Annotated in this window: 18 protein-coding genes and 3 pseudogenes; 13 read left to right on the top strand and 8 right to left on the bottom strand. The window is 68.4% G+C overall.

Going from position 1 to position 20984, the window contains the following annotated elements; genetic code table 11:
• Positions 1 to 133: 133 nt before the first annotated feature.
• The 3 genes from ACH4TG_RS17275 (at position 134) to ACH4TG_RS17265 (ending at position 2268) form a co-directional block, all read left to right on the top strand.
• Positions 134 to 1081: a GNAT family N-acetyltransferase gene (locus ACH4TG_RS17275; protein WP_398243143.1), complete on the top strand. Its 948-nt coding sequence runs from the start codon at positions 134 to 136 to the stop codon at positions 1079 to 1081.
• Positions 1082 to 1321: 240 nt separating this feature from the next.
• Positions 1322 to 2056 carry a hypothetical protein gene (locus tag ACH4TG_RS17270; RefSeq protein WP_398243142.1) on the top strand — a complete coding sequence of 245 codons (735 nt, stop codon included), beginning with the start codon at positions 1322 to 1324 and terminating at the stop codon, positions 2054 to 2056.
• A complete protein-coding gene (locus ACH4TG_RS17265; RefSeq protein ID WP_398243141.1) occupies positions 2044 to 2268 on the top strand; it encodes a hypothetical protein in 225 nt (74 codons plus the stop codon). Before ACH4TG_RS17270 ends, ACH4TG_RS17265 begins: the two co-directional genes overlap by 13 nt.
• Before the next feature lie 245 nt (positions 2269 to 2513).
• Here the strand turns inward: ACH4TG_RS17265 and ACH4TG_RS17260 are convergent, their stop codons facing one another.
• Entirely contained in the window at positions 2514 to 2858 is a 345-nt protein-coding gene (locus ACH4TG_RS17260) for a hypothetical protein (protein ID WP_398243140.1), read from the bottom strand.
• A 624-nt stretch (positions 2859 to 3482) separates the two neighbouring features.
• On the opposite strand from ACH4TG_RS17260, the gene ACH4TG_RS17255 reads away from it, so the two are divergent.
• Positions 3483 to 4370: a pentapeptide repeat-containing protein gene (locus ACH4TG_RS17255; RefSeq protein ID WP_398243450.1), complete on the top strand. Its 888-nt coding sequence runs from the start codon at positions 3483 to 3485 to the stop codon at positions 4368 to 4370.
• Positions 4371 to 5006: 636 nt separating this feature from the next.
• On the opposite strand, the gene ACH4TG_RS17250 is transcribed toward ACH4TG_RS17255, so the two are convergent.
• A complete protein-coding gene (locus tag ACH4TG_RS17250; protein ID WP_398243139.1) occupies positions 5007 to 5312 on the bottom strand; it encodes a hypothetical protein in 306 nt (101 codons plus the stop codon).
• Positions 5313 to 5354: 42 nt separating this feature from the next.
• On the opposite strand from ACH4TG_RS17250, the gene ACH4TG_RS17245 reads away from it, so the two are divergent.
• Entirely contained in the window at positions 5355 to 5939 is a 585-nt protein-coding gene (locus ACH4TG_RS17245) for a YrhB domain-containing protein (protein ID WP_398243138.1), read from the top strand.
• Here ACH4TG_RS17245 and ACH4TG_RS17240 read toward each other — a convergent pair.
• Entirely contained in the window at positions 5921 to 6100 is a 180-nt protein-coding gene (locus ACH4TG_RS17240) for a hypothetical protein (protein ID WP_398243137.1), read from the bottom strand. The genes ACH4TG_RS17245 and ACH4TG_RS17240 overlap by 19 nt on opposite strands.
• A 1514-nt stretch (positions 6101 to 7614) precedes the next feature.
• Here ACH4TG_RS17240 and ACH4TG_RS17235 point away from each other — a divergent pair.
• Positions 7615 to 8022: a hypothetical protein gene (locus ACH4TG_RS17235; RefSeq protein ID WP_398243136.1), complete on the top strand. Its 408-nt coding sequence runs from the start codon at positions 7615 to 7617 to the stop codon at positions 8020 to 8022.
• A 261-nt stretch (positions 8023 to 8283) separates the two neighbouring features.
• Here ACH4TG_RS17235 and ACH4TG_RS17230 read toward each other — a convergent pair whose 3' ends face one another.
• A complete protein-coding gene (locus ACH4TG_RS17230; RefSeq protein ID WP_398243135.1) occupies positions 8284 to 8505 on the bottom strand; it encodes a hypothetical protein in 222 nt (73 codons plus the stop codon).
• 591 nt (positions 8506 to 9096) lie between these two features.
• Positions 9097 to 11307: an FG-GAP repeat domain-containing protein gene (locus ACH4TG_RS17225; RefSeq protein WP_398243134.1), complete on the bottom strand. Its 2211-nt coding sequence runs from the start codon at positions 11305 to 11307 to the stop codon at positions 9097 to 9099.
• A 665-nt stretch (positions 11308 to 11972) separates the two neighbouring features.
• Here ACH4TG_RS17225 and ACH4TG_RS17220 point away from each other — a divergent pair.
• Positions 11973 to 12290 (top strand): annotated as a pseudogene (locus ACH4TG_RS17220) (helix-turn-helix domain-containing protein); the annotation flags it as partial.
• Positions 12291 to 12318: 28 nt separating this feature from the next.
• On the opposite strand, the gene ACH4TG_RS17215 reads toward ACH4TG_RS17220, so the two are convergent.
• On the bottom strand, positions 12319 to 12753 hold the full coding sequence (locus ACH4TG_RS17215; RefSeq protein ID WP_398243133.1) for a hypothetical protein: 435 nt from the start codon (positions 12751 to 12753) through the stop codon (positions 12319 to 12321).
• A gap of 70 nt (positions 12754 to 12823) precedes the next feature.
• On the opposite strand from ACH4TG_RS17215, the pseudogene ACH4TG_RS17210 reads away from it, so the two are divergent.
• The 3 genes and pseudogenes from ACH4TG_RS17210 to ACH4TG_RS17200 all read left to right on the top strand — a co-directional run.
• A pseudogene (locus ACH4TG_RS17210) lies at positions 12824 to 12931 on the top strand (IS5/IS1182 family transposase); the annotation flags it as partial.
• A 512-nt stretch (positions 12932 to 13443) separates the two neighbouring features.
• Positions 13444 to 13893: a hypothetical protein gene (locus ACH4TG_RS17205; RefSeq protein WP_398243132.1), complete on the top strand. Its 450-nt coding sequence runs from the start codon at positions 13444 to 13446 to the stop codon at positions 13891 to 13893.
• Positions 13894 to 14296: 403 nt separating this feature from the next.
• Positions 14297 to 15241, top strand: a pseudogene (locus ACH4TG_RS17200) (S8 family serine peptidase); the annotation flags it as partial.
• Positions 15242 to 15553: 312 nt separating this feature from the next.
• On the opposite strand, the gene ACH4TG_RS17195 reads toward ACH4TG_RS17200, so the two are convergent.
• Together ACH4TG_RS17195 and ACH4TG_RS17190 are read right to left on the bottom strand one after the other, a co-directional pair.
• Positions 15554 to 16123: a GNAT family N-acetyltransferase gene (locus ACH4TG_RS17195; RefSeq protein WP_398243131.1), complete on the bottom strand. Its 570-nt coding sequence runs from the start codon at positions 16121 to 16123 to the stop codon at positions 15554 to 15556.
• Between the two features lie 302 nt (positions 16124 to 16425).
• Positions 16426 to 16776, bottom strand: a complete 351-nt coding sequence (locus tag ACH4TG_RS17190; RefSeq protein ID WP_398243130.1) for a hypothetical protein — start codon at positions 16774 to 16776, stop codon at positions 16426 to 16428.
• 180 nt (positions 16777 to 16956) lie between these two features.
• On the opposite strand from ACH4TG_RS17190, the gene ACH4TG_RS17185 reads away from it, so the two are divergent.
• The 3 genes from ACH4TG_RS17185 to ACH4TG_RS17175 all read left to right on the top strand — a co-directional run bounded on the left by ACH4TG_RS17185 (position 16957) and on the right by ACH4TG_RS17175 (position 20847).
• On the top strand, positions 16957 to 17793 hold the full coding sequence (locus ACH4TG_RS17185) for a hypothetical protein (RefSeq protein ID WP_398243129.1): 837 nt from the start codon (positions 16957 to 16959) through the stop codon (positions 17791 to 17793).
• Positions 17794 to 18133: 340 nt separating this feature from the next.
• A complete protein-coding gene (locus ACH4TG_RS17180) occupies positions 18134 to 18598 on the top strand; it encodes a hypothetical protein (RefSeq protein WP_398243128.1) in 465 nt (154 codons plus the stop codon).
• 68 nt (positions 18599 to 18666) lie between these two features.
• Complete coding sequence (locus tag ACH4TG_RS17175; protein WP_398243127.1) at positions 18667 to 20847, top strand: tetratricopeptide repeat protein; 2181 nt, start codon at positions 18667 to 18669, stop codon at positions 20845 to 20847.
• Positions 20848 to 20984 lie beyond the last annotated feature (137 nt).

Genomic DNA, 20984 nt, shown 5'->3' with positions numbered 1-20984 from the left:
TGGTGCGGCAGATCCCCGCGGAGGCGCAAGGCCGCAGGGCCACACCGGGACCGCCGCATCGCCGCACTACCGAACACGGTTCCACACAGCAGCACAGCAGCACAGCAGCACAGCAGAAAGGAAGGCCGTCGCCATGCGCTACCGCACCGCCACCGCGGCGGACGAGCCGGGGCTGCACGCCCTGTGGGCGGCGGCCTTCCCCGACGCGGGGACGGTCAGCGCCCTGTGGGGCCAGGACCAGGGCCGGCACGCCCGCACCTTCCTTGCCGAGGACGACAGCGGGCGGGTGGTCTCGGCGCTCCACTACCTGCCGCGCCCGATCCGTTCGGCCACCGGCCGCCCGCAGCGCGTCGGCTGCCTCGGCAGCGTCGCCACCCTCCCCGACGCGCGCGGCCGCGGCCACGTCCGGCGGCTGCTCGCGGCGGCGGTGGACGCCATGACGGCGGACGGCTGCGCCTGGTCGCTCCTGTTCACCGGCACGCCGCAGGTCTACGAAGCCGCGGGGTGGCGGACCTTCGCCGCCCCCGGCTGGTCCGGCCCGCTCGCCGAGCGGGCGCCGCACCCCGGCGCCGCGGCCGTACGCCTGTCGACCAGGGCCGACCTGCCGGCCCTGCGGGCGCTGCGGGACGGTTTCGACGCGACTCGTCCGCTGACCACGGTGCGCAGCGCGGACGACTGGGAGCACCGGGTACCCGTCTGGTACGCGCCTCCGGCGGCCATCCTGATCGCCGAGGACACCGAGCGCGCCCCCTCCCCCCTGGGCTTCGCTGTGCTCCGCCACCCCGCCCCCGGGGAGGCCGAGATCGCGGAGATGGCCCTGGCGCCCGGCCGGGAAGCGGCCGGTGCCGCTGCCCTGTTGTCGGCCGCCGCGATCCGGGCGCGCGCGGCGGGCGCGACCACCGCGGCGGTGCGCCTCCCCGCGGAGCCCGCCATTCTCGACGCGCTCCCGTACCTCCTCGCCGAGACGGTCCCCGCGACCACGCACTACGGCATGGCGCGCCCCGTGATTGCCCCCACCGCCGAGGTGCTCGCGACCGTCACCGCACCGGGCGCCGTCCACTGGTACGGCGACTCCTTCTGACCCCCCGGGCGTTGTGCCCGGCCGGCACGTGACCGAGGCGGGAGGCAGTATCAGCATGAACAGGGCGTCTTCCGACGGATCGCCGATGTGGTCGCCGTTCTCACTGTCGGCGCAGTAGTACGGAGTTGGCATCGGAGATATCCCCTCGTTCCACTTGCGTGGTGCTGACGCCAGGCCAGCATGGCATGAGCAACCTTCGCCCCCCCGGGCTAACGTCACAGCCATTCGTTGAAGCGGGACGTGGACGGCGAGCGCATTGAGGGCACCTGGCGCCATGCCTTCATCCGCAACGGCGGGAACTACTTCCTCGCCGACCTGCTGATCTACGCCGACGGAATGGTCGACTGCTGGGGTCTGGAAAACCTGGAGGGCTTCGCCGGCAAACTCGCCTCAGGATGGGTCGCCACCGACCTGCCCGAAGGCGCCAAGGCATCGGCCCACCACCTCGCCTCGTGGAAGTTCGCCGAGCCGAAGACCGGGCTGACCCCCGAGATGCTGCTCGGCGAGGTCCGCGACGATATCGACAACCTCAACGGCCGTCCGGACTCCACCCGCCGCTGTCTCGCCGCCGTCGACGTCTTCCGGCAGCAGCCGATCGAGGCCAACCGGACCGCCGTTCGAGAAGCCTACGAAGCCATCCCGGAACACCTGCGGAGATACGCCCTGGGCGACATGGACCGCAAAGACTTCCCCCTCCGGGTGAGCGTGACAGGCCCGGGTAGCCAGATCGAGCTGTGGAACGGAAACACCGTCGATGTCACCGAGGAGATGCATGCCTCCGCCTTGGAGTACTTCGCGGAGCGCGAGCAACTGCGGAAACAGCACGAGACGAAGACACCCGCCGACGGCCCGACTGAACCGGTCGAGAGCAGCGTCCATCTCAACCAAGCGGTCTTCCCCCGCGGCTGGCCCGAGAACCCGGGCACCCTCGTGCTGCGCAATGAGTTCCCCGCTCGATCGTCGTGGGCAACCTGACCTACCCCACCGTTGCGCACGCCTACTGGGCGCTGGCGGTCGCCGACGAACACCGACAGGCTGAGGTCCTCGGGGCAGAAAGGCCGCATGACGCGCAGAAGCTCGCTGAAGATTCCGTCCTGCGCGACGACTGGCCCCGAGTTCGAGTCGCCGTCATGACGCGCCTGCTGCGGGCGAATTTCAGCAGCACCCCGAGTTCGCCGAGACGCTGATGGCCACAGGCACCACCCGAATGATCTACACCGAAGTCGGATCGACCTTTTGGGGGGAACGCGGGCTCGAAGGACGGAACTGGATGGGTCGACTGCTGGAGCTGACCCGCTCCGAACTCGTTGCCGCCAAGTTGAGCATCCTGCAATGACCGACCGGAGTAGCCCGGCGCAGATCGCCTCGATCGGGTGACACACCACCGCGTGACTCCGCACTCGATGATCATGAAAGTGTCCAGATAAACGATCTAGATCCGGTCCCGCCACTGCGGCGCGTGCAGGTTGCCCGCGCCGCCGATGTGCGCGGAGGACACCGAGACGATCTGGGAGGTGTAGCCGACGTGGTGCATGCCGGTGCGCCACCACTCGAACACCTCACAGTACGTGGCGAACTCCACGACGTTCTCGCACAGCACCGCGGCGTAGCGGTGGATCTCGGTGGCGCGGATGACGTCGTAGGCGGTCGCCCTGCTGCGCTCCCACGTGCCGGACTCGATCGGCCCGTGGTCTTCCAGGTCCAGTACGTCGCACCTGGAATGCAGGTGGCTGGGCCCTGACCTGGGCGTGTTGGACGGCGCGTCACGTTTCGTCACCCGCAGCCGAACGCTGGGGGTCAGGACTTCAGCTCGTGTACGTTCCCGTAGCCATCCCAGGACCCCCGTGGCCGTGAAACATCCCGATCACTGATGGTGAACCTGTCGCCCTTCTCCGTAATGACCGCGTCCCGCCGGCATGCCTACGTCCCGATGGAGGCAGCCCGCAGGTGCAGAGGGAACGGAAGGGGGTGTCGGACCGGCACGGGTACTGCCGTACTGTGACAGAGCAGGTCAGAGCGCTGGAGGCGTTTCAAGGCGATCTGAGGACTGTCTGTGGTAGCGGACGCGTTTCAAGAGCGTCACGTATCGTTCGCCGGAGCCTTCTGTGGAGCCGGGATCTGCTGGAGTGCCGCTATGAGCAGCCCGACTCCCGCCCCCGGGGCGCGCATTACACGATTACGGCGCATCGCCATCCGGCTCAGCCGCCGTCGGACACTGCCGACCCCGCCGCCTTCCGCGTCGACCTCGCCTGCCGTGCCACCCGCTGGGACGCCGACCCCCGCACCGGTCGGCACGGCCGCCGCGCCGGCGGCTTCACCCCCCGCCGCCGGCGCCTCCGCCCCGACCCTGGCGAGCCCGGGCCCCGGGCGATGGTGGACGCGGCTGGAGCGCTCGGTGGCGATGCTGGTCAGCATCTCCACCCTCGCGGCGGCCGGAGCAGCGCTGGTGACGGTTCGGCAGGCAACCAGCGAGCAGCACCTCACCCGAGACGGTCAGGTCACCGACCGTTACACCGCCGCCGTCACCAACCTTGGCGACGACGCTGAAGCGGTCCGGATCGGCGGCCTGTACGCGCTGCAGCGCATTGCCCAGGACTCCCCCCGCGACGCCCCCACCGTTGCCCAGGTCGTCGCCGCCTTTATCCGCGGACACGCCTCTCAACCTGGAAGGGGCAAGACTGCCCCCGATCACCCCGCCAGTGATGTCTACGCTGCCTTGCGCATCCTCGCCGAACCGCTCGTCCCGGACACGTCCCCAGACCTCCACGGCGTCGAACTCCATGGCACAGAATTCTCACTGACCAGCGCCTTCGGTTCGATGGACCTTTCCGGCGCAGACCTCCAGGGCGCGGACCTGAGCGGCGCTCAACTGACCTGGGCACACCTGGAGGGCACTGATCTGTCTCGTGCGGACCTGCACAGTGCGGACCTGACCCAAGCGAACCTGGTCGACGCGCTACTGACCGGCGCAGACCTAACCGGCGTGAAACTGTCGGATGCGGACCTGCACGGCACGAGCATGAGGGGTGCTCACTTGGTCGACACCTACCTATACCAGGCGGACCTGCACGGCGCTGATCTGGACGGTGCAGACCTACACGGTGCGGACCTGACCGGGGCGAATCTGGTCGGCGCAGACCTGGTCCGGGTGAACTTGACCGGTGCCAACCTGACCGGCGCGCGCCTGACCAACGCGAACTTGGCCGGGGCGAACCTGACCGGCACCGTGGGACTCACCCCCTCTGCCGGCGCACCACGACAGGCAAGCGTCGCACCGTCCGCGCGTTGACCGCGCCGACAGGATCTCACCGAAGCGCAGGGCTTCGGTCGCGACAGCGTCAATGGCAGCGGTGGGGAGTGCGGGTGGCGCATCACGCTCCGTGCCGGCTGATTCGTCTCGTCGGCCGGGGCGATGAGGATCTCTGAAAACGGCCAGTGCCGCTTCTCGCCCCTCTTCCTCAGGTCTTCAACTACGTGAGGAGTTAGGGCGAGCCACGCGAGCACAGAAGTCAGGGCCTGGATCTGGAGCCCTGGGAGGTGAACGGGTTGCCAGCTGGCGGGGCAGGGTGTTGTCGCCGCTGCCCCGCCAGCCGCGCGGGGTCATCCTGCGAGGATTGCGTCCTCGACCTGGCTGGCGGCGTTGGCCTGGCCCTTGGCATTGGGGTGCACGTAGGGGTGGGGCCGGAATACGAGCGAAACGTGCCACGTCCTTGTTTCACCGCTCGTAGAGGCCAGCGCGGGTTCCCCGACGACCTGGCCGCGGTCAGCCCGCTGATCACGCGCACGATACGCCGCTTCGGCGACTGGCACTTGGATCTCACCTCGCCCAAGGACGTCGTCGCCAGCAGGTTGGATCTGGCCCTCGGAGCGCTGTTTCCCACCGCGCCGGTGGGAAGCCGCGATCGGCCGAAGACCTACGGCGGCATCATGCCTCGTAGGCGAGTGCCTTCTGTAGATGGAAGTCTGCGACGTCGAGCATCCACTTGCGGTTCGGGAAGTCGCCCTCGGCGATGCGCAGCGGGCCGGCGACCAGGTCCAGGTGCATGACGTACTGGTAGTACTTGACGCGTCGCGGGTCGAGGTCCGGGTTGCGGAGTGCCTCGTAGTGCGGGCCGAAGCGCATCCGCATCCAGCAGTGGTCCACTTCGACATCGGTGTACATCAGGCCCTCGATGTCGATGATGACGGGCTCTCCGTCCGGCCCGACGAGGGTGCACCCTGGGCCGTGCAAATTCGCTGGTCGAGAGAGGGGTCGCCGCGGGAAGCTGCATGCGTGATCGAGCGAGAGGCCGCCGTTCAGGCTGTCGAGGACCAGCTGGAGCGCGACTATCAGCAGTGGCGGGCTGCGGGTGTGGACGCGATGCGGATGGCTGTGGTCCACGTCGAGGAGCACGAGCTGGCGTGGATCGTCTCCTGGACATCCGAGGAGTTCGTGCGCACCCGGAATCCGGCGTTCATGCTGGCCGGTAACGGGCCTTACCTGGTCGACCGTGTCGACGGTGGAATGCACCGGGTCGGCGTCGTCTCCGCGGTAACCGGGGGGTGGGAGGCCGACTATCGAGCCCGGATACGTGGGCTGCCGGTGCGCACCGCAGTAGACGATCTACACGATGCGCTGTGCGAAGTCGCCGCTGCGCGCGGACGCGTGCACGCTGTACGGACACTGCGCCAGAGGCTGCCGATGTTCTCGCCTGCGGAGGCCATCGAATATGTGAGCGCGTTGCTGGACGGTGATGTGCCCGCGCGTCTCGTGGCCGTCGCCACCAAAGAGCTCGTGGAACCTCTCAACCCGGTACTCGCAGTGGAGACGATTCTGAGCGGGGCGGAGATTCAGGCCGGTCAGAGACCCGAGGGGTGACGGGAGAGCCAGTCGGCATGCCGATCGCGCACCCGGTCCCGTTCCTCGGACGTGGCGAGGAAAACGTCGGCGCCACCGTCGTAGGGGTGGTGGATGCGCTGCATCCGGGTGTCGGTGATGAGGACGCCCGCCACCTTGTCGTCGGCGATGTCTCGGAGCAACTCGTCGATGTAGCCACGCCGCCAGGGCCGGCGGGCGGCGAAGAGGTGGCAGTACGTGCGGAGCGCAGGGGGTCAGGATCGTCCTCCACCAGCAGGCTCTGCCAATAGCCGGTGAAGGCCCGCGAGGGTGGAACCTCTGCCTCGGTTGTCCAGAGCGGTGTGATCACATGCACGTCCGCATCAGCGAACAGCTCATCGAGGATGGTGTTGTAACGCTCCAGGACGACGGTGTACTCGCTCTCGTCCTCCGCGTACCGCTTCGATTCCGGCAGGCTGTGAAAACGTACCCAAACATCCCGATACGGTCCCCGGAGCTTGTACCCAACCGGCGGGCAACTGGGCCAACGCTGCTGCCACAGCTCCGTCAGATCCGCCTGCCCGTCTCCAGACACCGTCGCACTCGTCCTCTCGCGCATGAACCAACCGACGACCACGATGCCGGTGCTCACGAACAAAAGACACCGACCTCTTCGCGGTCGCTTCGCCGGCTGCTGATGTAGCCGGTCCAGTCGCGTTTGATGAAGTTCGTCCGGTCCGTTGCGTTGTCGATGCTGGTCCCCGTGAGAGCGGCAAGGATTGAGGCAGGAACGTCGGCTGCCAGCGCAAGGCGGGCCCAGCGAACAACCACGGAATTGTGCTGGCAGCACGGTTGGATTCCCAGGCGTCCTCGGCGTGATGGAGCTGCTGCCAGACCAGGTGAGCCAGACGTGGAGGCAGCTTGTCCGGGGCCCGCGCCCCGGCCGCCAGGGCCGCTGGGTACCGACAACCCGTCCCCCTCCACCTGCCTGAACAACCCGGTTCCCGGCTCTCAGCCGAATGCCCAGAACAGAGGTTGGGCATACTACGCACCCACCGGATACGGCGGCCGATCCGAGGGCGCCATCGTCTGTGCAACGAAGACGAACTCGAAGTACAACTCGGCAAGTGAGCCGTCCGGTATGGCCGCTGCTCAATCGACTGCGGGCTTGTACGGTGGCGTGGTCAACAGCTGTCACTTGGCTCCATCGGTTCTGGGCGGCAGCGGAAGGAAGGCGAACGTAGCGGCCTGCTGGCGCCAGACCAACTACGGGGCGGGCAACGGCATGCGGTCATTCGAACAGCAGGCCCAAAAGGCAGTGAAAGCGAAGATGGCCGTCATGTATCTCGCTATGCCGGTCTACTCAAGCAAGACGAGTACGATCCCTATCGGGTTCCAGCTCGGTTACCTGGCCCAGAGCCTGACGGGGGGACCAAGCACGAGCAATTTGGTCTACGTGCCGAACGACGCGAACAGCACGTTGCCCAACCTCGGTAGCCAGCCCTTCAGGAGTAGCGCAGTGTCACATCAGCTGGACCGGCTTACCAGGCTGCTGCCGCCGCCGAGGGCGACCGTATCGGGGCCGCCGTGGCAGCATTCGATGACGGAGGTTGGGTTCGAATTCCCCTCGGACTACCGGGCCTTCGTGGACCGGTACGGAGGAGGTCAGATCGGCACGCCTGGCTCGTTGAGGTGTTTCGTCCACGGCCCTTCTTCCATGCCAGCCAGGCCCGGCATGCCGACCGGTTTCAAGGGCTTCGTGGAGTGGCACGTCTCGGACATCGCTCCGATGTTCGAGGGATGCGACGAGGACTACTGGGGCGGCACCGTCTACCCCATGTATCCCGAACCCGGCGGCCTTCTGACGTGGGGCGAGAACGAGCAGGGAGACCTCTTCTGGTGGCTGACCGAGGGGGACGACCCTGACAGGTGGCCGATCGTCATGTGGGCCCGCGGCCCCGCCACCACCTTCCGCTTCGACTCCGGAATGGTCGGACTTCTCGTGTCCATGGTCAGCGGCGACTTCCCCAGCCCTGACTGGGTGCAGTCTCCGCACGCGCACTGGACCCTGACATCGGACTGGCTCTCTCGAGGCCTGAACGTCACGGCCGGCCCAGTGCTGTAGTCGTACCTGCCTGCAGTGTCTCCAGTAAGGGCGGGCGCCGCGACTCGACCTCCACCCACCACCGTTACTGCCGAAGACGAGATGGCAGGAGTTGGTGAGTGGAGGGAGCGGGCGGTGGCGCTGACTGAGCTTCTTTGATGTGGTCACCGATCGGGTGATGGCTTCCCCGCACTCACCGGGTGGAGACTTGCCGGACTGGGTGTCCGCAGGGCTTTGCGGGCCGTCCTCGAAACCGCGGGGGGCCACGCGCACGTCTGTCGATCATGCGAATGGTGAGAGGCCCTTGCTCTCCAGGTGGGTGAGCAAGGAGTCCATACACGCGTCTGCCGTGACCAGGTCCGCACGGAAGAAGGAGTCCTCGCCAAGCGGACCACCACTGACAATGACCATCCATGCCTTCCTGTGCTCGACCATGCGCTCACCGTCGACCTTGAACACGGTCGTGATTCCGCGCTCGGCCAGCCAGCCCATCAGCTCAAGCATGTCCACTCGCACCCCTCCGAACAGATCGTCCCCTCCGCGAACTACAGGGCTCCCGGGGGCCTGATCGGCCGCCGCTGCAGGGCCGTGCAGCCCCGGGGTTAGGTGGGCTTGGAGATCGCCGACGCCACGGCCGCGCCAAGACCCTACCCAGAGCCGGACAGCGTCGAGTGGATCGAACCCGAGGGGTGCCCCAGGTGGGCACGGAAGTGCGCACCATGCCCACCAACTACAGACCGGTGGGTGAACCTCTCAATCAGCCCAATGAGGGCCAAGGAGGTGCCGCCGCGACGCTACTGGTGGCGGGTGGTGAGGCGCCCCGCTCGTCACTCGGCGTCCCCTATCGCCATGATCGCCTTACGCGCCAGCGGGCTTGAACCGTGGCCGGACGACGTGGTGACACCCGCCCGCACCGTTGAATGCCGGCACTCGGCAGCCATCGCCGAAGTAGAGGAAGCGCGGCGTGCCGAACGCGTGCGGGCCTTGCCCTTCACGCTCGCGGGCTCGCGCGAGCGTGAAGACCACAAGACAACAGCGGTGCGTGCGGTTGGTGGTGCGCGTCTGCAACGCCGAGGGCCTCACCTCGGCGCGGGCTCATAGCACGGAGTTGTAGGTGTGACCGAAGAAGAGGATGTTCAACTCGCGCTTGGCGAAGGGCGCGTTCGTGTTGCCGGTGCCTCGGTACTGCCACGCGGACCCGTCGCGGTCGACAGCCAGAAGGTCGAACTTGCCGTCGACGTCGCTGTCGCCGATACCGATGAGTTGGGTGTAGGTGTTCCAGCCGCCGCCGATGCGAGTGCGGGCGGTGAAGGTGCCCTTGCCGGTTCCTTGGTAGAGCCACAGCACGCCGGCGTTGTCGCGGGCCACCAGGTCCCCGGCGGAGCCGCCCGCGATGTTGCCGACCGCGGTGATCTGGTTGTAGATGTTCCAGCCGCCGCCGATCCGGGTCCGGGCGGCGTACGGCGCCTTCCAGTTCCCGGTGCCCTTGTAGAGCCACAGGTACCCGGCACGGTCGCGGGCCACGAGGTCGGCGCGTCCGTCACCGGACAGGTCGCCCATACCGGTGAGCTGCGTGTAGGCGTTCCAGCCGGCGCCGATGCGGGTGCGGGTCGCGAACGTGCCCTTGCCGGTCCCCAGGTAGAGCCACAGCACGCCGGCGTTGTCGCGGGCCACCAGGTCCCCGGCGGGCAGGCCCGCGATGTTGCCGACCGCGGCGATGCGGTTGTAGATGTTCCAGCCGCCACCCACCTTCACCCGGCCGGTGCTCCCCAACTGCGGGTTCCACGGGTCGTGGTAGGTGTCCTCCCGCCACAGAACACCGGAGGCGTCCCGGGCCAGCAGGTCCGGTGAACCGTTGTCCGTGTAGTCGTGGGGGGCCGGGTGGCGGGTGACCCGGAAGGTTCCGCCCACCGAAAGGTCCGGGCCGAGTCCGTTGAGCGGCTTGGCGGTGACGTGCCAGGTGTAGTCGCCGTTGGGGGCCTGGCTGGAGCTGGTCCATCCGTCCCAGTTGATGTGCAGCAGCCCGCTGGTGTCCAGACCCACCCGGCTGTCGGGGGTGTCGGAAGCGTACAGCACGGCCTTTTCCGTGACCCCGGTGGCCGAACTGCGCAGGGTGAGCGTCACCACGGCGTTGCTGCGCGACAGTTGCCACCTCGCCCTCCACGGCGAGACGTCGAGCGCGGCCACCGCGGGTACGTTCGAACTCACCAGGGTGATGCCCAGCGGCTGGCCCGTTCCCACGACCAGTTCCGCTGCCGGCGCGCCGTCGGCACCGGCGGAGATCCGGTAGACGCCCTCGCCATGGGCGAGGGTCCCGCCCATCACCAGCAGTGAGCCGTCGGGGGCGGGGGCGAGCGACGTCGCGTGGTCCATGAGCTTGCGGCTGGGGCCGCCCTTGACGGGAACGGCCCGGAAGGAGAGGTCCTCGTCCGCGGATCCCCAGGTGAGCGGGTTCCGGGTGCCATACAGGGCCCAGTCACCGACGAGGCCCACCAGGGAGCCGGACGTGGTCAGGTGGGTGTCGACCCGCGTCACGACGCCGGTGTGCCTGTCCTCCACGCTCAACTGCGCGGTGCCGGTCGCGGCGTCCGTCATGGAGGCCAGGTACGCCGGGGACAGCGCGGTCACCGCCCAGGTGGGCGTCGTCAGGTGTGTCTGCGTGGCGACCCCGGATGCGAGATCGAGCACGGCGTAGTGGACGTCGTCGTCCGCGCCGGCGGGGTCCTTGTAGGCCATCGTCAGGGAGCCGGGCGCCGAGGCGAACGCGCCGACAGATCGCGCGCCGGCGGGCAGACCGGTGATCTGGCGCTCGGTGAGAACGCCGTCGACCGTGCTCAGCAGCTGCATGTGGGCACAGTCGGCATTACCTGCGGACGGGTAAGGGCAGGCCAGCACGGTCGAACCCACCGCGCCCACGTAGACCGACCGTGAGCCCAGCGCGATGGTGGTGACCTCTCCGGTGGACATGTCATGCAGCTCCACCCGGTCGTCGGGGCTGCCCGTGAAGCCGCGTTCCAAGACCACGACGTCCGACACCGAACCGAGGTGCTGAGTCGTCCGCCACTGCTCGATGTCCGCTCCCAGATCGACCGTCGAACCGTCGGCGTACCGGGTCCACCGCAGGCTCTTGTCGGGCGCAGAAGTGAGGAAGCCCGAGACGCCGGCCATGACGGCCTCCGAGCCCGCAGCCAGCGCCACGTTGCTCGAGGAGTCGGCGTACGGACGCGACGTCCCAGCGTCGGTACCGGAGTCGGCAGCCGCCGGCACCACGAACGGTCCCGCGACGGCGGCCAGAGCGATTGCCACAGCCCCGGCGAGGACCGTGCGAGAAGGGTTGGTGTGCGCCACATGTCCTCCTGGACGAGCTGCCGCACGAAGTGCGGGCGGGCAGACGCGACGTCGGAGGGCCAGCGCAGGAAGGACGACGTCCGCTGGGACGAATTCTCCAGCGGCCCCCCACGTTCGAATTCCGGGCGATCGTATCAGCGCGGCCGCACCGCGTCTCTTGCCGGAGACCGACGAAGCGCATCGCCCTCCAGGTACCAACGGGTACCCACGGGGAGCCTCGAAACGGTTGCCGACCTTCACGAACAGCGGCGGCACTCCGGAGCCCGGCGCGCGCCGCCGACCTGGCGGCAACCGCAGGGCCCCACCCCGGAACCGGCGGTCTGCTTCATGGCCGGCCTGCCGCTCCCTGACCACCCCGACCCCCGGGGCCAGTAGGCGGCAGGGCACTCTGGCGGGGCGTGGTCGCCTGGCGCGCACGAGCCGCGCGTTCGCCGCAGTCGCAGTCGCAGCCGCCTCCGGCCGCGGGTCCGGAGGCGCACTGACACTGGCGCCGGGTTGCGTACACCCCCGGGTCACCGGCGATGGCCGCGCCGAGGTCGATGACACCCGCCAAACCCCGGCCGCGACGGCGACGTTCGCGATGCGGGGCCGTTCCTGACCGGCAGGATCTGTCCGTGGCCAGCATTGGCAAGGAGGACGTAGCCGCAGCGGTCCGAGAATTCCTCAGCACACGGCGAGCGCGGCTCACCCTCGAGCAGGCAGGCCGCCCGTACGCGGCGGGAACCGCCGGGTCGCGGGACTGCGGCGCGAGGAAGTCGCCCTGCTTGCCGGAATGAGCGTGGACTATTCCATCCGCCTGGAGCGGGAACCTCCGCGGCGTCTCGGACGCGGTACTCGGATCCCTCGCTCACGCCCTGCGGCTCAACGAAGCCGAGCGCGCCCACCTCTACGACCTCGCCCGCGCAGCCACCCCGTCAGGCCGCAGGACCACCGTGACCGCTGCCCTATCCTCCATTCAGGCTGGAAGAATCACAGCGCCAGCTCTTCTCGCAGTTCCTCAAGCCTCTCGGGCCCAACGCCGCCGATGGAGTCCATCAAGGCGACAGCGTTGGTCTTGAAGCCGTCTTTGCGGTGGAACTCCGCGCCGTGCAGCCCGCGGGTCACGGCGGTGATGTCCTCCCGCCGCAGTCGGTAGGTGGCCAGCGGATTCACGATGATCACCACGTCGTCGTGGAGCTCAACCCGGGGCCGGAGGACCGCCACCGCCGCCAGTGCGGAAACGGCCACAACGATTCCTGTCGCGATGGCAGCATGCACGGCACGTCCTTCAGCCGGCGCAACCAACCAGTGCAACCACGACCACACCACTGCCATGGCGGCCAAGGCCCAGAACGTGCCTGCCGACATCAGCAACTGGGGATGCACCCGCCAGACGCTGATCGGTTCCCCACCCTCTGTTCTCACGGCCTCAGTGTCACCAGCCCGGAGCTCCCAACGCTAGGGGCGCTTTGACAGGTTGGCCGGTTGATCGGATGTGTCTGTCTGGTCGGAGATCAATGATGCGATGTGGGATCGGATCGAGCCGCTGATGCCGGCCGATCCGGTCCGTGGACGACGGTGGGCCGACCATCGCCTGACCCTGGTGTGGACGATCACGTAATTCACCGCGGCTGCGGTCACGTCATTCCCCAGTCGCTCGGGTTGGGAAGGCGCCGTGGGGCTCCATCGGGGGCTGTAGTTGGCTGGTGGTCGGCTCACTAGGCTGTGGGCGTGATGCGCGATCTGATCGCCGCGTTCAGCGCTGGGGACGACTGTCCGAGGCCGGGTGGCGAAAGCGCTCGGGCGACCTGCACACGTTTGACCTCGGTGATCCGTTCGTGATGACTTGGTAGCTGGTGTTGATCAGCCGTTCCAGGCGTGATTCTGCGACGACGGGGTTGGGCCAACGACGCAAATCTCTGACGTGCGGTGGTGCAGGGTGTGGAGCGATCGTTTCCCGGAGGCATGACGGCGGTCTCCCGACCTGTCAGTCCCGACGACCGTAGGCCCACGGGTCCTGACGGCGGACCGGAACCACCCAGCCCTCGTTCGTCTGCGTCGGGCCGGCTGAGGAATGTGTTTGCGGAAGGTGCGCGGGTGCGGTGATACTCCGTCATGAGTAGAGATGCCGAGGTCATCGTGCTTGCCCGTTGGTCGGACGAGGTCATGGAACCACTGACCCAGGACGACCCGGAACGCACGTGGCGAGGCCGCTTCGTCCCGATCGCGGGGCACTGGGGCTATGAGTTCGGGTGGGCCCTGGAGTTCGAGAAGGTGCGCGCCCGCAAGGGCCTGCTCAAGCACCTGGAGTCCCTGCCGTGGCCGCATCCGCACACGGTGCAAGTGCTGCTTCGCGACCAGGACGACGACTGCTTCGGGCTGTGGATGTTCCAGGAAGACCGGCTGGTGGAAGTCACCATCCCGCGCACCGAACGTTTCCACCAGCCGGCACCGCCCAACGAAGACTTCGAACCCGACCCGGGCGTGCTGCTGCGCACCGACCAGGACAGAGCCCTGCCCGACCAGACCCCGGCAGCACTCCGCGACACCCGCCCACCCTGGTAGACCCCGAGCCCGACCTACGACGAGGACTACCGACGAAAATAGCCTGTGCGGATTCCTCGCGGTTGTGCGGGGATTCCCGGCGGGGGCCATGTCTCGCTGCGGAAAGCCGCGTTCGGGATCGTAGGTGACCGGCCGTCTGCCGGCCGAGCCCGTCTTCTTGCAGTCGGCCTGCTGGTCGATCTTCTCCGGGATGACTGGGGTGATGCGGCGCCGCCGTAAGTAGGCCCGGTTGGCCTTGGAGGAGTTGGCCCTGTCCGCGGCCACGGCCTCGCAGCGGGCGCTGGCAATTAGGCGCCATGCCCATTTCTGCCAGGACCTGTCCAGGTCCGTGCGCCACTGGCCCCACCACACTCTTCGCAGCACTCGGGATCATCCCTCCTGGGTCTGATGGAGAGAGGGCTCCATTACCAGAGTTCCCCGGAGACGCAGAGCCGGGTTGTTGTCGGCCTCACTCGCGCTCGTCCTGCTCCCGGCCGGTACAGCAGGGCAGGCCGTCGCCGCCGGACTGGACGGCGGCGGCCAAGCGGCCGCACAACCCACTGCCGAGGCCGCCGCACGCCCTTCGGCCACCGTCCACGCCACTCATACCGTCACGCTCGTCACCGGCGACAAGGTCACCGTCACCGACCTCGGTCAGGGCAAGAAGACGGTCAGCGTGGACCGCCCTAAGGGTGCGACCGGCGCCGTCCGCACCGAGACGACGAACGGCGAGGTCACCGTCGTCCCGGACGAGGCACTGCCGTATCTGGACGCCGGCACCCTCGACGCGCGGCTGTTCGATGTGAGCGCACTGATACGCCAGGGCTTCGCCGACGGTGACAAGGGCGCCGCGGATGGGTTGCCGCTGATCGTCACGTACGGCAGGAACGCGCGGATGGCGCCGAGTGTGCCGCGGGGCGCCGAGAAGGTGCGGTCCCTGCCCAGCGTCGGTGGTTCCGCGGTTCGTGCCGCCCAGGAGGGTGACTTCTGGAGTGCTGTGGCCCCGGATGCTGCCAAGCCTGGTGTGCAGGCCGCGAGTTCGGGTGGTGCGCGCTTCAGCGAAGGTGTCGAGAAGATCTGGCTCGACGGTCGCGTGAACGGCGACATGGCCGAGTCCAACGCGCAGATCGGCACGCCCCAGGCATGGGAGTCCGGACTCACCGGCAAGGGCGTGACGGTCGCCGTGCTGGATACCGGCGTCGACGCCGGGCACCCGGATCTCGCGGGGCGTATCTCGCAGTCGAAGAGCTTCATCGACGGACAGGAGGTAGCCGATCTCCATGGGCACGGCACGCATACGACCTCCACCATCGGTGGTGCCGGTGCCGCGTCGGACGGCAAGGAGAAGGGTGTCGCTCCCGATGCCACCAGGCCGCCGCCAGCCAGCTCGGCGTCTCCCGCCGCACCGTCCAACGCCGCATCGGCGAACTCATGCTCAAGGCCGGGGCCGAAAGCCGAATCCAGCTCGGCTGGATCGCTTCCCAACGAGGGTGGGCATGACCAGCGTCGGACGCGGCGGTAACCGATCGGGGGCGAACGCCCGGAAGGTCTTCTTCACCGCCACCGTCGGCGCGGTCTTCGGCTTCACCATCGCCGCCGGACCCACGTCGAACAGGCCATCCCCGCCAGGGAAACCAGAATTCTCCCAGTGGGAGATCACGGCCAGGAGGCGGCGTCGGGCTCAATCGCCTGATCGACTGCCGAGATCCGCGGACAGCGCCGCGTAGATGTACTCGCTGCCCCAGCGATCCCCATCGAGGTCGTTCTCGACCAGGTGCGCCTCCCGGCGCATCCCGAGGCGCTCACAGACCCGCACAGACCCGGTGTTCTCCACATCCAGCCGTGCGTAGAGCCGGTGCACGCCCAGTGTGTCGAAGGCAAACCCGGCCAGCGTCGCGGCCGCCTCGGTCGCGTAGCCGTGCCCCTGGTGTCCTGGGCCGACAGTCCAGCCGATCTCGGCCTGGGCGGCGCGGGCATCGGCCAGGGTGATGCTTACCTCGCCAAGGACGCCGGGCTGACCGCGTCGGCAGACAGCGAGCGCCAGCTTGTCCCCGTCGGCGTTCCAGACCGTCTGCGCCGCGCGCTCGGCCGCAACCTGCTCGCTGCGCTCCCGCGTGTGCGCCGGCCGGTACAAGTAGCGCGCCACGCTCGGCAGACTCTGGTAGGCGTACAGGTCGTCGGCGTCGCCGGGAGTGAACAGACGCAGCGACAACCGAGCCGTGGTCAACGGCAGCAGCGAGGCGATGTCCATGCGGACCTCCGGGAGGCGGATGTGGATCAATCTGCGGGCTGATCTTCGCATCACGACTGCCCGGCAGCCACGGCTTTTCAAGAGCAGCGCTCGGCAGCCGCACTTCACCACGAGGCGCGGCAGTCCAGGAGTTGTCTACTGACCCACGCTCCTGGCCTGGCAGCAGGGGGCGCGCCACTGCACCCCGGCCGGCACCCGGTGCAGAATCCCGTGGATAACCTGCCGATGATCCCGCCACCGGCCGCAACGCCTGTTGCTGATCGGCAAGAACGGCTGCAGCCGTTCCCACTCGCCAGCACGTCCTAACCGGACGGTCGGATCAGAGCAAACCGCGTGCTCATGGCGGGACCAAGGTGTTCGACAAGGCCGTACCCGGGCTGGTCCGGCCACGGCAGGTTGGAGAGGAACGAGGTGACAACCACCTCGGTCACATCAGGGACACCGAGTCGAAGCTGCTCTTCCAGGAACCGCAAAGTGACTCGCCAGTCGGTCTCGTCGCCTCCCAGGAACGAGGCGACAGTCTCCTGGACCACATCCCAGAAGAACAGGTGGGACAGGACACCGCCCTGGTTGAAGACGTGCGACTCGAACAGGTCCTCGAAGCCCGGCGAAGCCGCTACCAAGTCCCGCACCAGCTGAACATCTCGCTCCACAGCACCCCCTGGGTGCTCAGGATAGATCCACTCCCGCACCAGACATGATCGACCGGACAGCCCCTGGAGGATGACCGGCCCTGCGTGCTGCCGATCGCGCTACACAGGGACACTGTGCATGCGGCGCCGTCGCACACCCGCACCCCCGAAGAGTCCCTGCGCAACCTGAGGAGATCCACGATGCCCGACCGCCGCCGAGTTCTGTTGGTGACTGACCTCGCCTACCAAGCCCAGGGGCGGCGCTACTGCGACGAGGACATCTTCCTGACCTCCCGGCTGCGGGACGCCTTCGACATCGCCTTGTGCCATCCGCTGGATGCCGCCTCGCTGATGGACGCCTTCGACGCGGTCGTTGTCCGCAACAGCGGGCCCGTCCTGCACTACCAGAAGCAGTACGACGCTTTCCGGGAACAGGCCGCCGCCCGCGGCACCCTGATATACAACCCGCTCTCTGGCCGCGGTGACATGGCCGGCAAGCAGTACTTGCTGGACCTGACAGCCGCCGGATACCCCGTCATCCCCACCGTCGACCGCCCCGAGGACATGGACATGCTGCCCGAGGCCGGCCAGTACGCGGTCAAGCCGAAGGCAGGCGCGGACTCCATCGGCCTGACCTTCGTGCCCCGGAACCAACTGAGCGACCTCGCGTATGGTGACGTCCTCGTCCAACCGCGCGTCGAATTCCGCTACGAGGTGTCCTTCTACTACGTCGACGACGCCTTCCAGTACGCCCTCTACGCCCCCGACCCCGAGCGGCGCTGGGTCCTCCAACCCTACGAGCCCACCGACGCCGACCTCACCTTCGCCCGGCGCTTCATCGACTGGAACACCCTCGGCCACGGCATCCAGCGCGTAGACGCCTGCCGCACCCAGGACGGCGAACTGCTTCTCGTCGAACTGGAGGACCTCAACCCGTACTTGTCACTGGACCTACTCTCCGAGCGGACCCGTAACTCCTTCGTGGAAAGCATGACGTCGTCCCTCCACCGGTTCCTGGACGTTCGTCCCCACTCCTGAGGCGGCATCCCCGAAGGGCCGCTGCCGCCGGTGCCGGCCCCTCCCAGCCGAACGTCTTCGCCTACACCTACGACGCCACGCACGGCACCAACAGCGTCAAGCTGGTAAGACTGGCTCCTAGCGCGACGCACCAGACTGGCGAACCGGGCCTTCGGCGCCCCCAACGTCGTGATCCCCGCGGTCCGGCAGGGCCTGGACACCGCGTCGGCGGCGCCGCCCGTCGCGGAAAGGCGCGACCCTCAAAGAACTGCGCCCGATGGCGTTCGTTGGATGTGGCGTGGGGCTGGGCTCAGCAGGGGTACGGTCGGTGAGCCGTTGGTTGTCGTCCGGGGGAGTGCGCGTGGTCGGTGTGGAGATCGCGGTCGGGTACGTGTTCGCCTGGGCGGTGCGCAAGGCGCGTCGTGTGGGGGGCCGGGCGGATGCGGAAGTCGATCAGGTTGTGGATGCAGCGATGGAGCGGCTGCACGCGCTGGTCGCCCGGCGGTTGGGGCCGGATGCTTCGCTGACGCGGGTGGAGGAGGAGGCCGCAGCCGGTGGGGAGTTGACACCGCGGACCCGGCAACGACTGGAGTTGGCGCTGGAGGACGCGGTGGAGCGGGACGCGGTCTTCGCCGAGGCGCTGAACCAGGCAGTGGAGGAAGTGCGGGCGGCCGCCGGGCCGGGCGGGGTGTCGGCCGGGGACGGCGGTCTGGCTGTGGGCGGAGACCTTGACATCCGTGCGGACCACGGTTCGGCGGCGGCGGTACGGATGGGGGACGTGCGCCTGGGAAACCCTCCGGTGCCGGGCCCGCTGACGCAGGGCTGAGCGCGCCCGGGGTACGGTCCGGCCCGCAGAACACCGTACGCACCGCCGTCACCGCCTCCTGGGGCGGTGTGGCCGCCGGTGGGGACATCCAGCAAGTCACGTTGCATCCCGCGCAGCGGACTCCTGCGGTGTGGCCGCATCAGGTCGGGGAGATCCCGCCGCGGGCGGGATGTTTCCAGCACCGGGCCGAGATCGTCCGGCTCCGCTCGGCCGTGCACACCGGGGGCACCGCGGTGCTGGGGCAGGTGCTCACCGGAATGGGCGGGGTCGGCAAGACCCAGCTGGCCGCAGACTACGCCCGCACCGCCTGGGCCATGGGCGAGATCGACGTGCTGGTGTGGATCACCGCCGGCAGCCGCACCGCCGCCATCAATGGATATGCCCGGGCCGGCGTGGAGATGCTGGGCGCCGACCCCGGTGACCCGGACTGGGCCGCGGCCGCGTTCCTGGCTTGGCTGGAGCCCAAACCCCAGAAGAGGCTGTGCCGGTGGCTGGTGGTACTGGACGACGTCGCGGATCCGGCCGACCTGGACGGTCTGTGGCCGCCGGACAGTCCCACCGGCCGCACTTTGATCACGACCCGTCGTCGTGATGCCGCGTTGTCCGGCCATGGCCGGCGTCTGGTCAGCGTAGGGCTGTTCACTCCGGGTGAGGCCGCCGCGTACCTTGCCGCCGCGCTGGCGATCCAGGGGCGCACCGAACCCCCCAGCCACTTGGCGGCCCTGGCGGATGATCTCGGACACCTGCCGCTGGCCCTGTCCCAGGCTGCGGCTTACCTCGTGGATGCCGCCATCAGTTCCTCGGCTTACCGCATGCTGCTGGCTGATCGGGCGCGCGACTTGGCCGAGACGGTTCCCGATCGGCTGCCGGACGGCCAGAGCCACACCATGGCCGCCGCCTGGGCCCTGTCCGTCGACCATGCCGACCAGCTCCGTCCCGCGGGCCTGGCGCGCCCCATGCTCCAGTTGATGGCCTTTTTCGATCCCAACGGCATCCCCGCGAGCGTGGTGCACTCCGCACCGGCCCGGGACTACCTCAGGGTCGGCTGGTCGTCATCGGCTGCCGCGAACGTGGGCGGAGATGTCACCGCAGCCCATGTGCACAGCGCCGTGCGGGTGCTGCATCGGCTGAGCCTGGTCGACCACGATCCTGATGCCGCCCACCGGGCGGTACGTGTTCACCAAGTCATTCAGCGAGCCGTCCGGGACACTCTCAGCAGGCCGGAACAAGAGGCAATCGCCCGTATCGCCGCAGATGCGCTGACGGCGGCTTGGCCCGGCGTCGAACGCGACACCGATCTCGCCCAGGCGTTGCGCGCGAACGCCACAGCGCTGGCCCGTACGGCGGACGACGCGCTCCACCGCCCCAACGTTCACGCGCTGCTCTACCGTTGCGGCAACAGTATCGGCGTGGCGGGCCAAGCCGCAGCCGCGGCTGATCACTTCCAGCGGCTCACCGACGCTGCGCGTCACCACCTCGGCCCTGACCATGTCGACACCCTCGCCGCGCGCCACGACCTTGCCTACTGGCGTGGTGCTGCTGGGGACGTGACTGGTGCGGTTGTTGACTTCGACAGGCTGCTGGCTGACAGGCTGCGGGTGCTGGGACCCGACCACCCTCACACCCTCACCACTCGCGGAAATCTCGCCTACTGGCAAGGCGGTGCCGGGGATGTCGCCAACGCTACCGCCGCGCTGAACAAGCTACTGGTCGACAGGCTGCGCGTATCGGGCCCTGATCACCCTGACACTCTCAGCACGCGTCACGACATCGCGAGGTTTCGGCAACGCGGTGGCGATGTGGCTGGAGCTGCTGCCGAGTTGTCGGAGCTGTTGGCTGACAGGCTGCGGGTGCTGGGGCCCGACCACCCCGACACCCTTTCCACCCGCCACGACCTCGCTTGCTGGCGTGGAGACTTCGGAGACGTGGTCGGAGGTGCTGCCGAGTTGCTGGAGTTGTTGGCTGACAGGCTGCGGGTGCTGGGGCCTGATCACCCCGACACCCTCACCACCCGGCACCACCAGTCGAGGCTGCGCGGGAAATCAGGGGACGCCGCCGGTGCGGTGGCGGACTTCGAAGCGCTACTGGGGGACGTGACCCGGGTACTCGGCCCTGATCATCCCCAGACCCTCGACGTTCGGCACAACATCGCCTATTGGCGGGAGGAGACCGAGGTGGTCACCCTCTTGGTCAGACCCCGGAAAGCGACCGCCATGGGCGTTCGGCGCCCGGGTGACTTGACGACTTGAAGCTCCGGGCGGACAGGTTGATCTTGGTCAACAACCCGTCTACCGGGAGCTTCACCACTTCCTCAATTCCCATGAAGGGGCGGCCAGGGCCATCAACACGCCCAGCTGGCGCTGCGGTCAATCCACGCTCCGCAGCG

Source organism: Streptomyces sp. NPDC020917 (assembly GCF_044333795.1).
GTDB lineage: Bacteria > Actinomycetota > Actinomycetes > Streptomycetales > Streptomycetaceae > Actinacidiphila.
This window is presented reverse-complemented; position numbering and strand designations above follow the sequence as displayed.

Coding starts and splice junctions, on each gene's coding strand:
- ACH4TG_RS17195 (WP_398243131.1), bottom strand. CDS start 16,123: ATGGACATCGCCTCGCTGCTGCCGTTGACCACGGCTCGGTTGTCGCTG.
- ACH4TG_RS17235 (WP_398243136.1), top strand. CDS start 7,615: ATGCCAGCCAGGCCCGGCATGCCGACCGGTTTCAAGGGCTTCGTGGAG.
- ACH4TG_RS17185 (WP_398243129.1), top strand. CDS start 16,957: ATGCCCGACCGCCGCCGAGTTCTGTTGGTGACTGACCTCGCCTACCAA.
- ACH4TG_RS17275 (WP_398243143.1), top strand. CDS start 134: ATGCGCTACCGCACCGCCACCGCGGCGGACGAGCCGGGGCTGCACGCC.
- ACH4TG_RS17205 (WP_398243132.1), top strand. CDS start 13,444: ATGAGTAGAGATGCCGAGGTCATCGTGCTTGCCCGTTGGTCGGACGAG.
- ACH4TG_RS17230 (WP_398243135.1), bottom strand. CDS start 8,505: ATGCTTGAGCTGATGGGCTGGCTGGCCGAGCGCGGAATCACGACCGTG.
- ACH4TG_RS17255 (WP_398243450.1), top strand. CDS start 3,483: ATGCTGGTCAGCATCTCCACCCTCGCGGCGGCCGGAGCAGCGCTGGTG.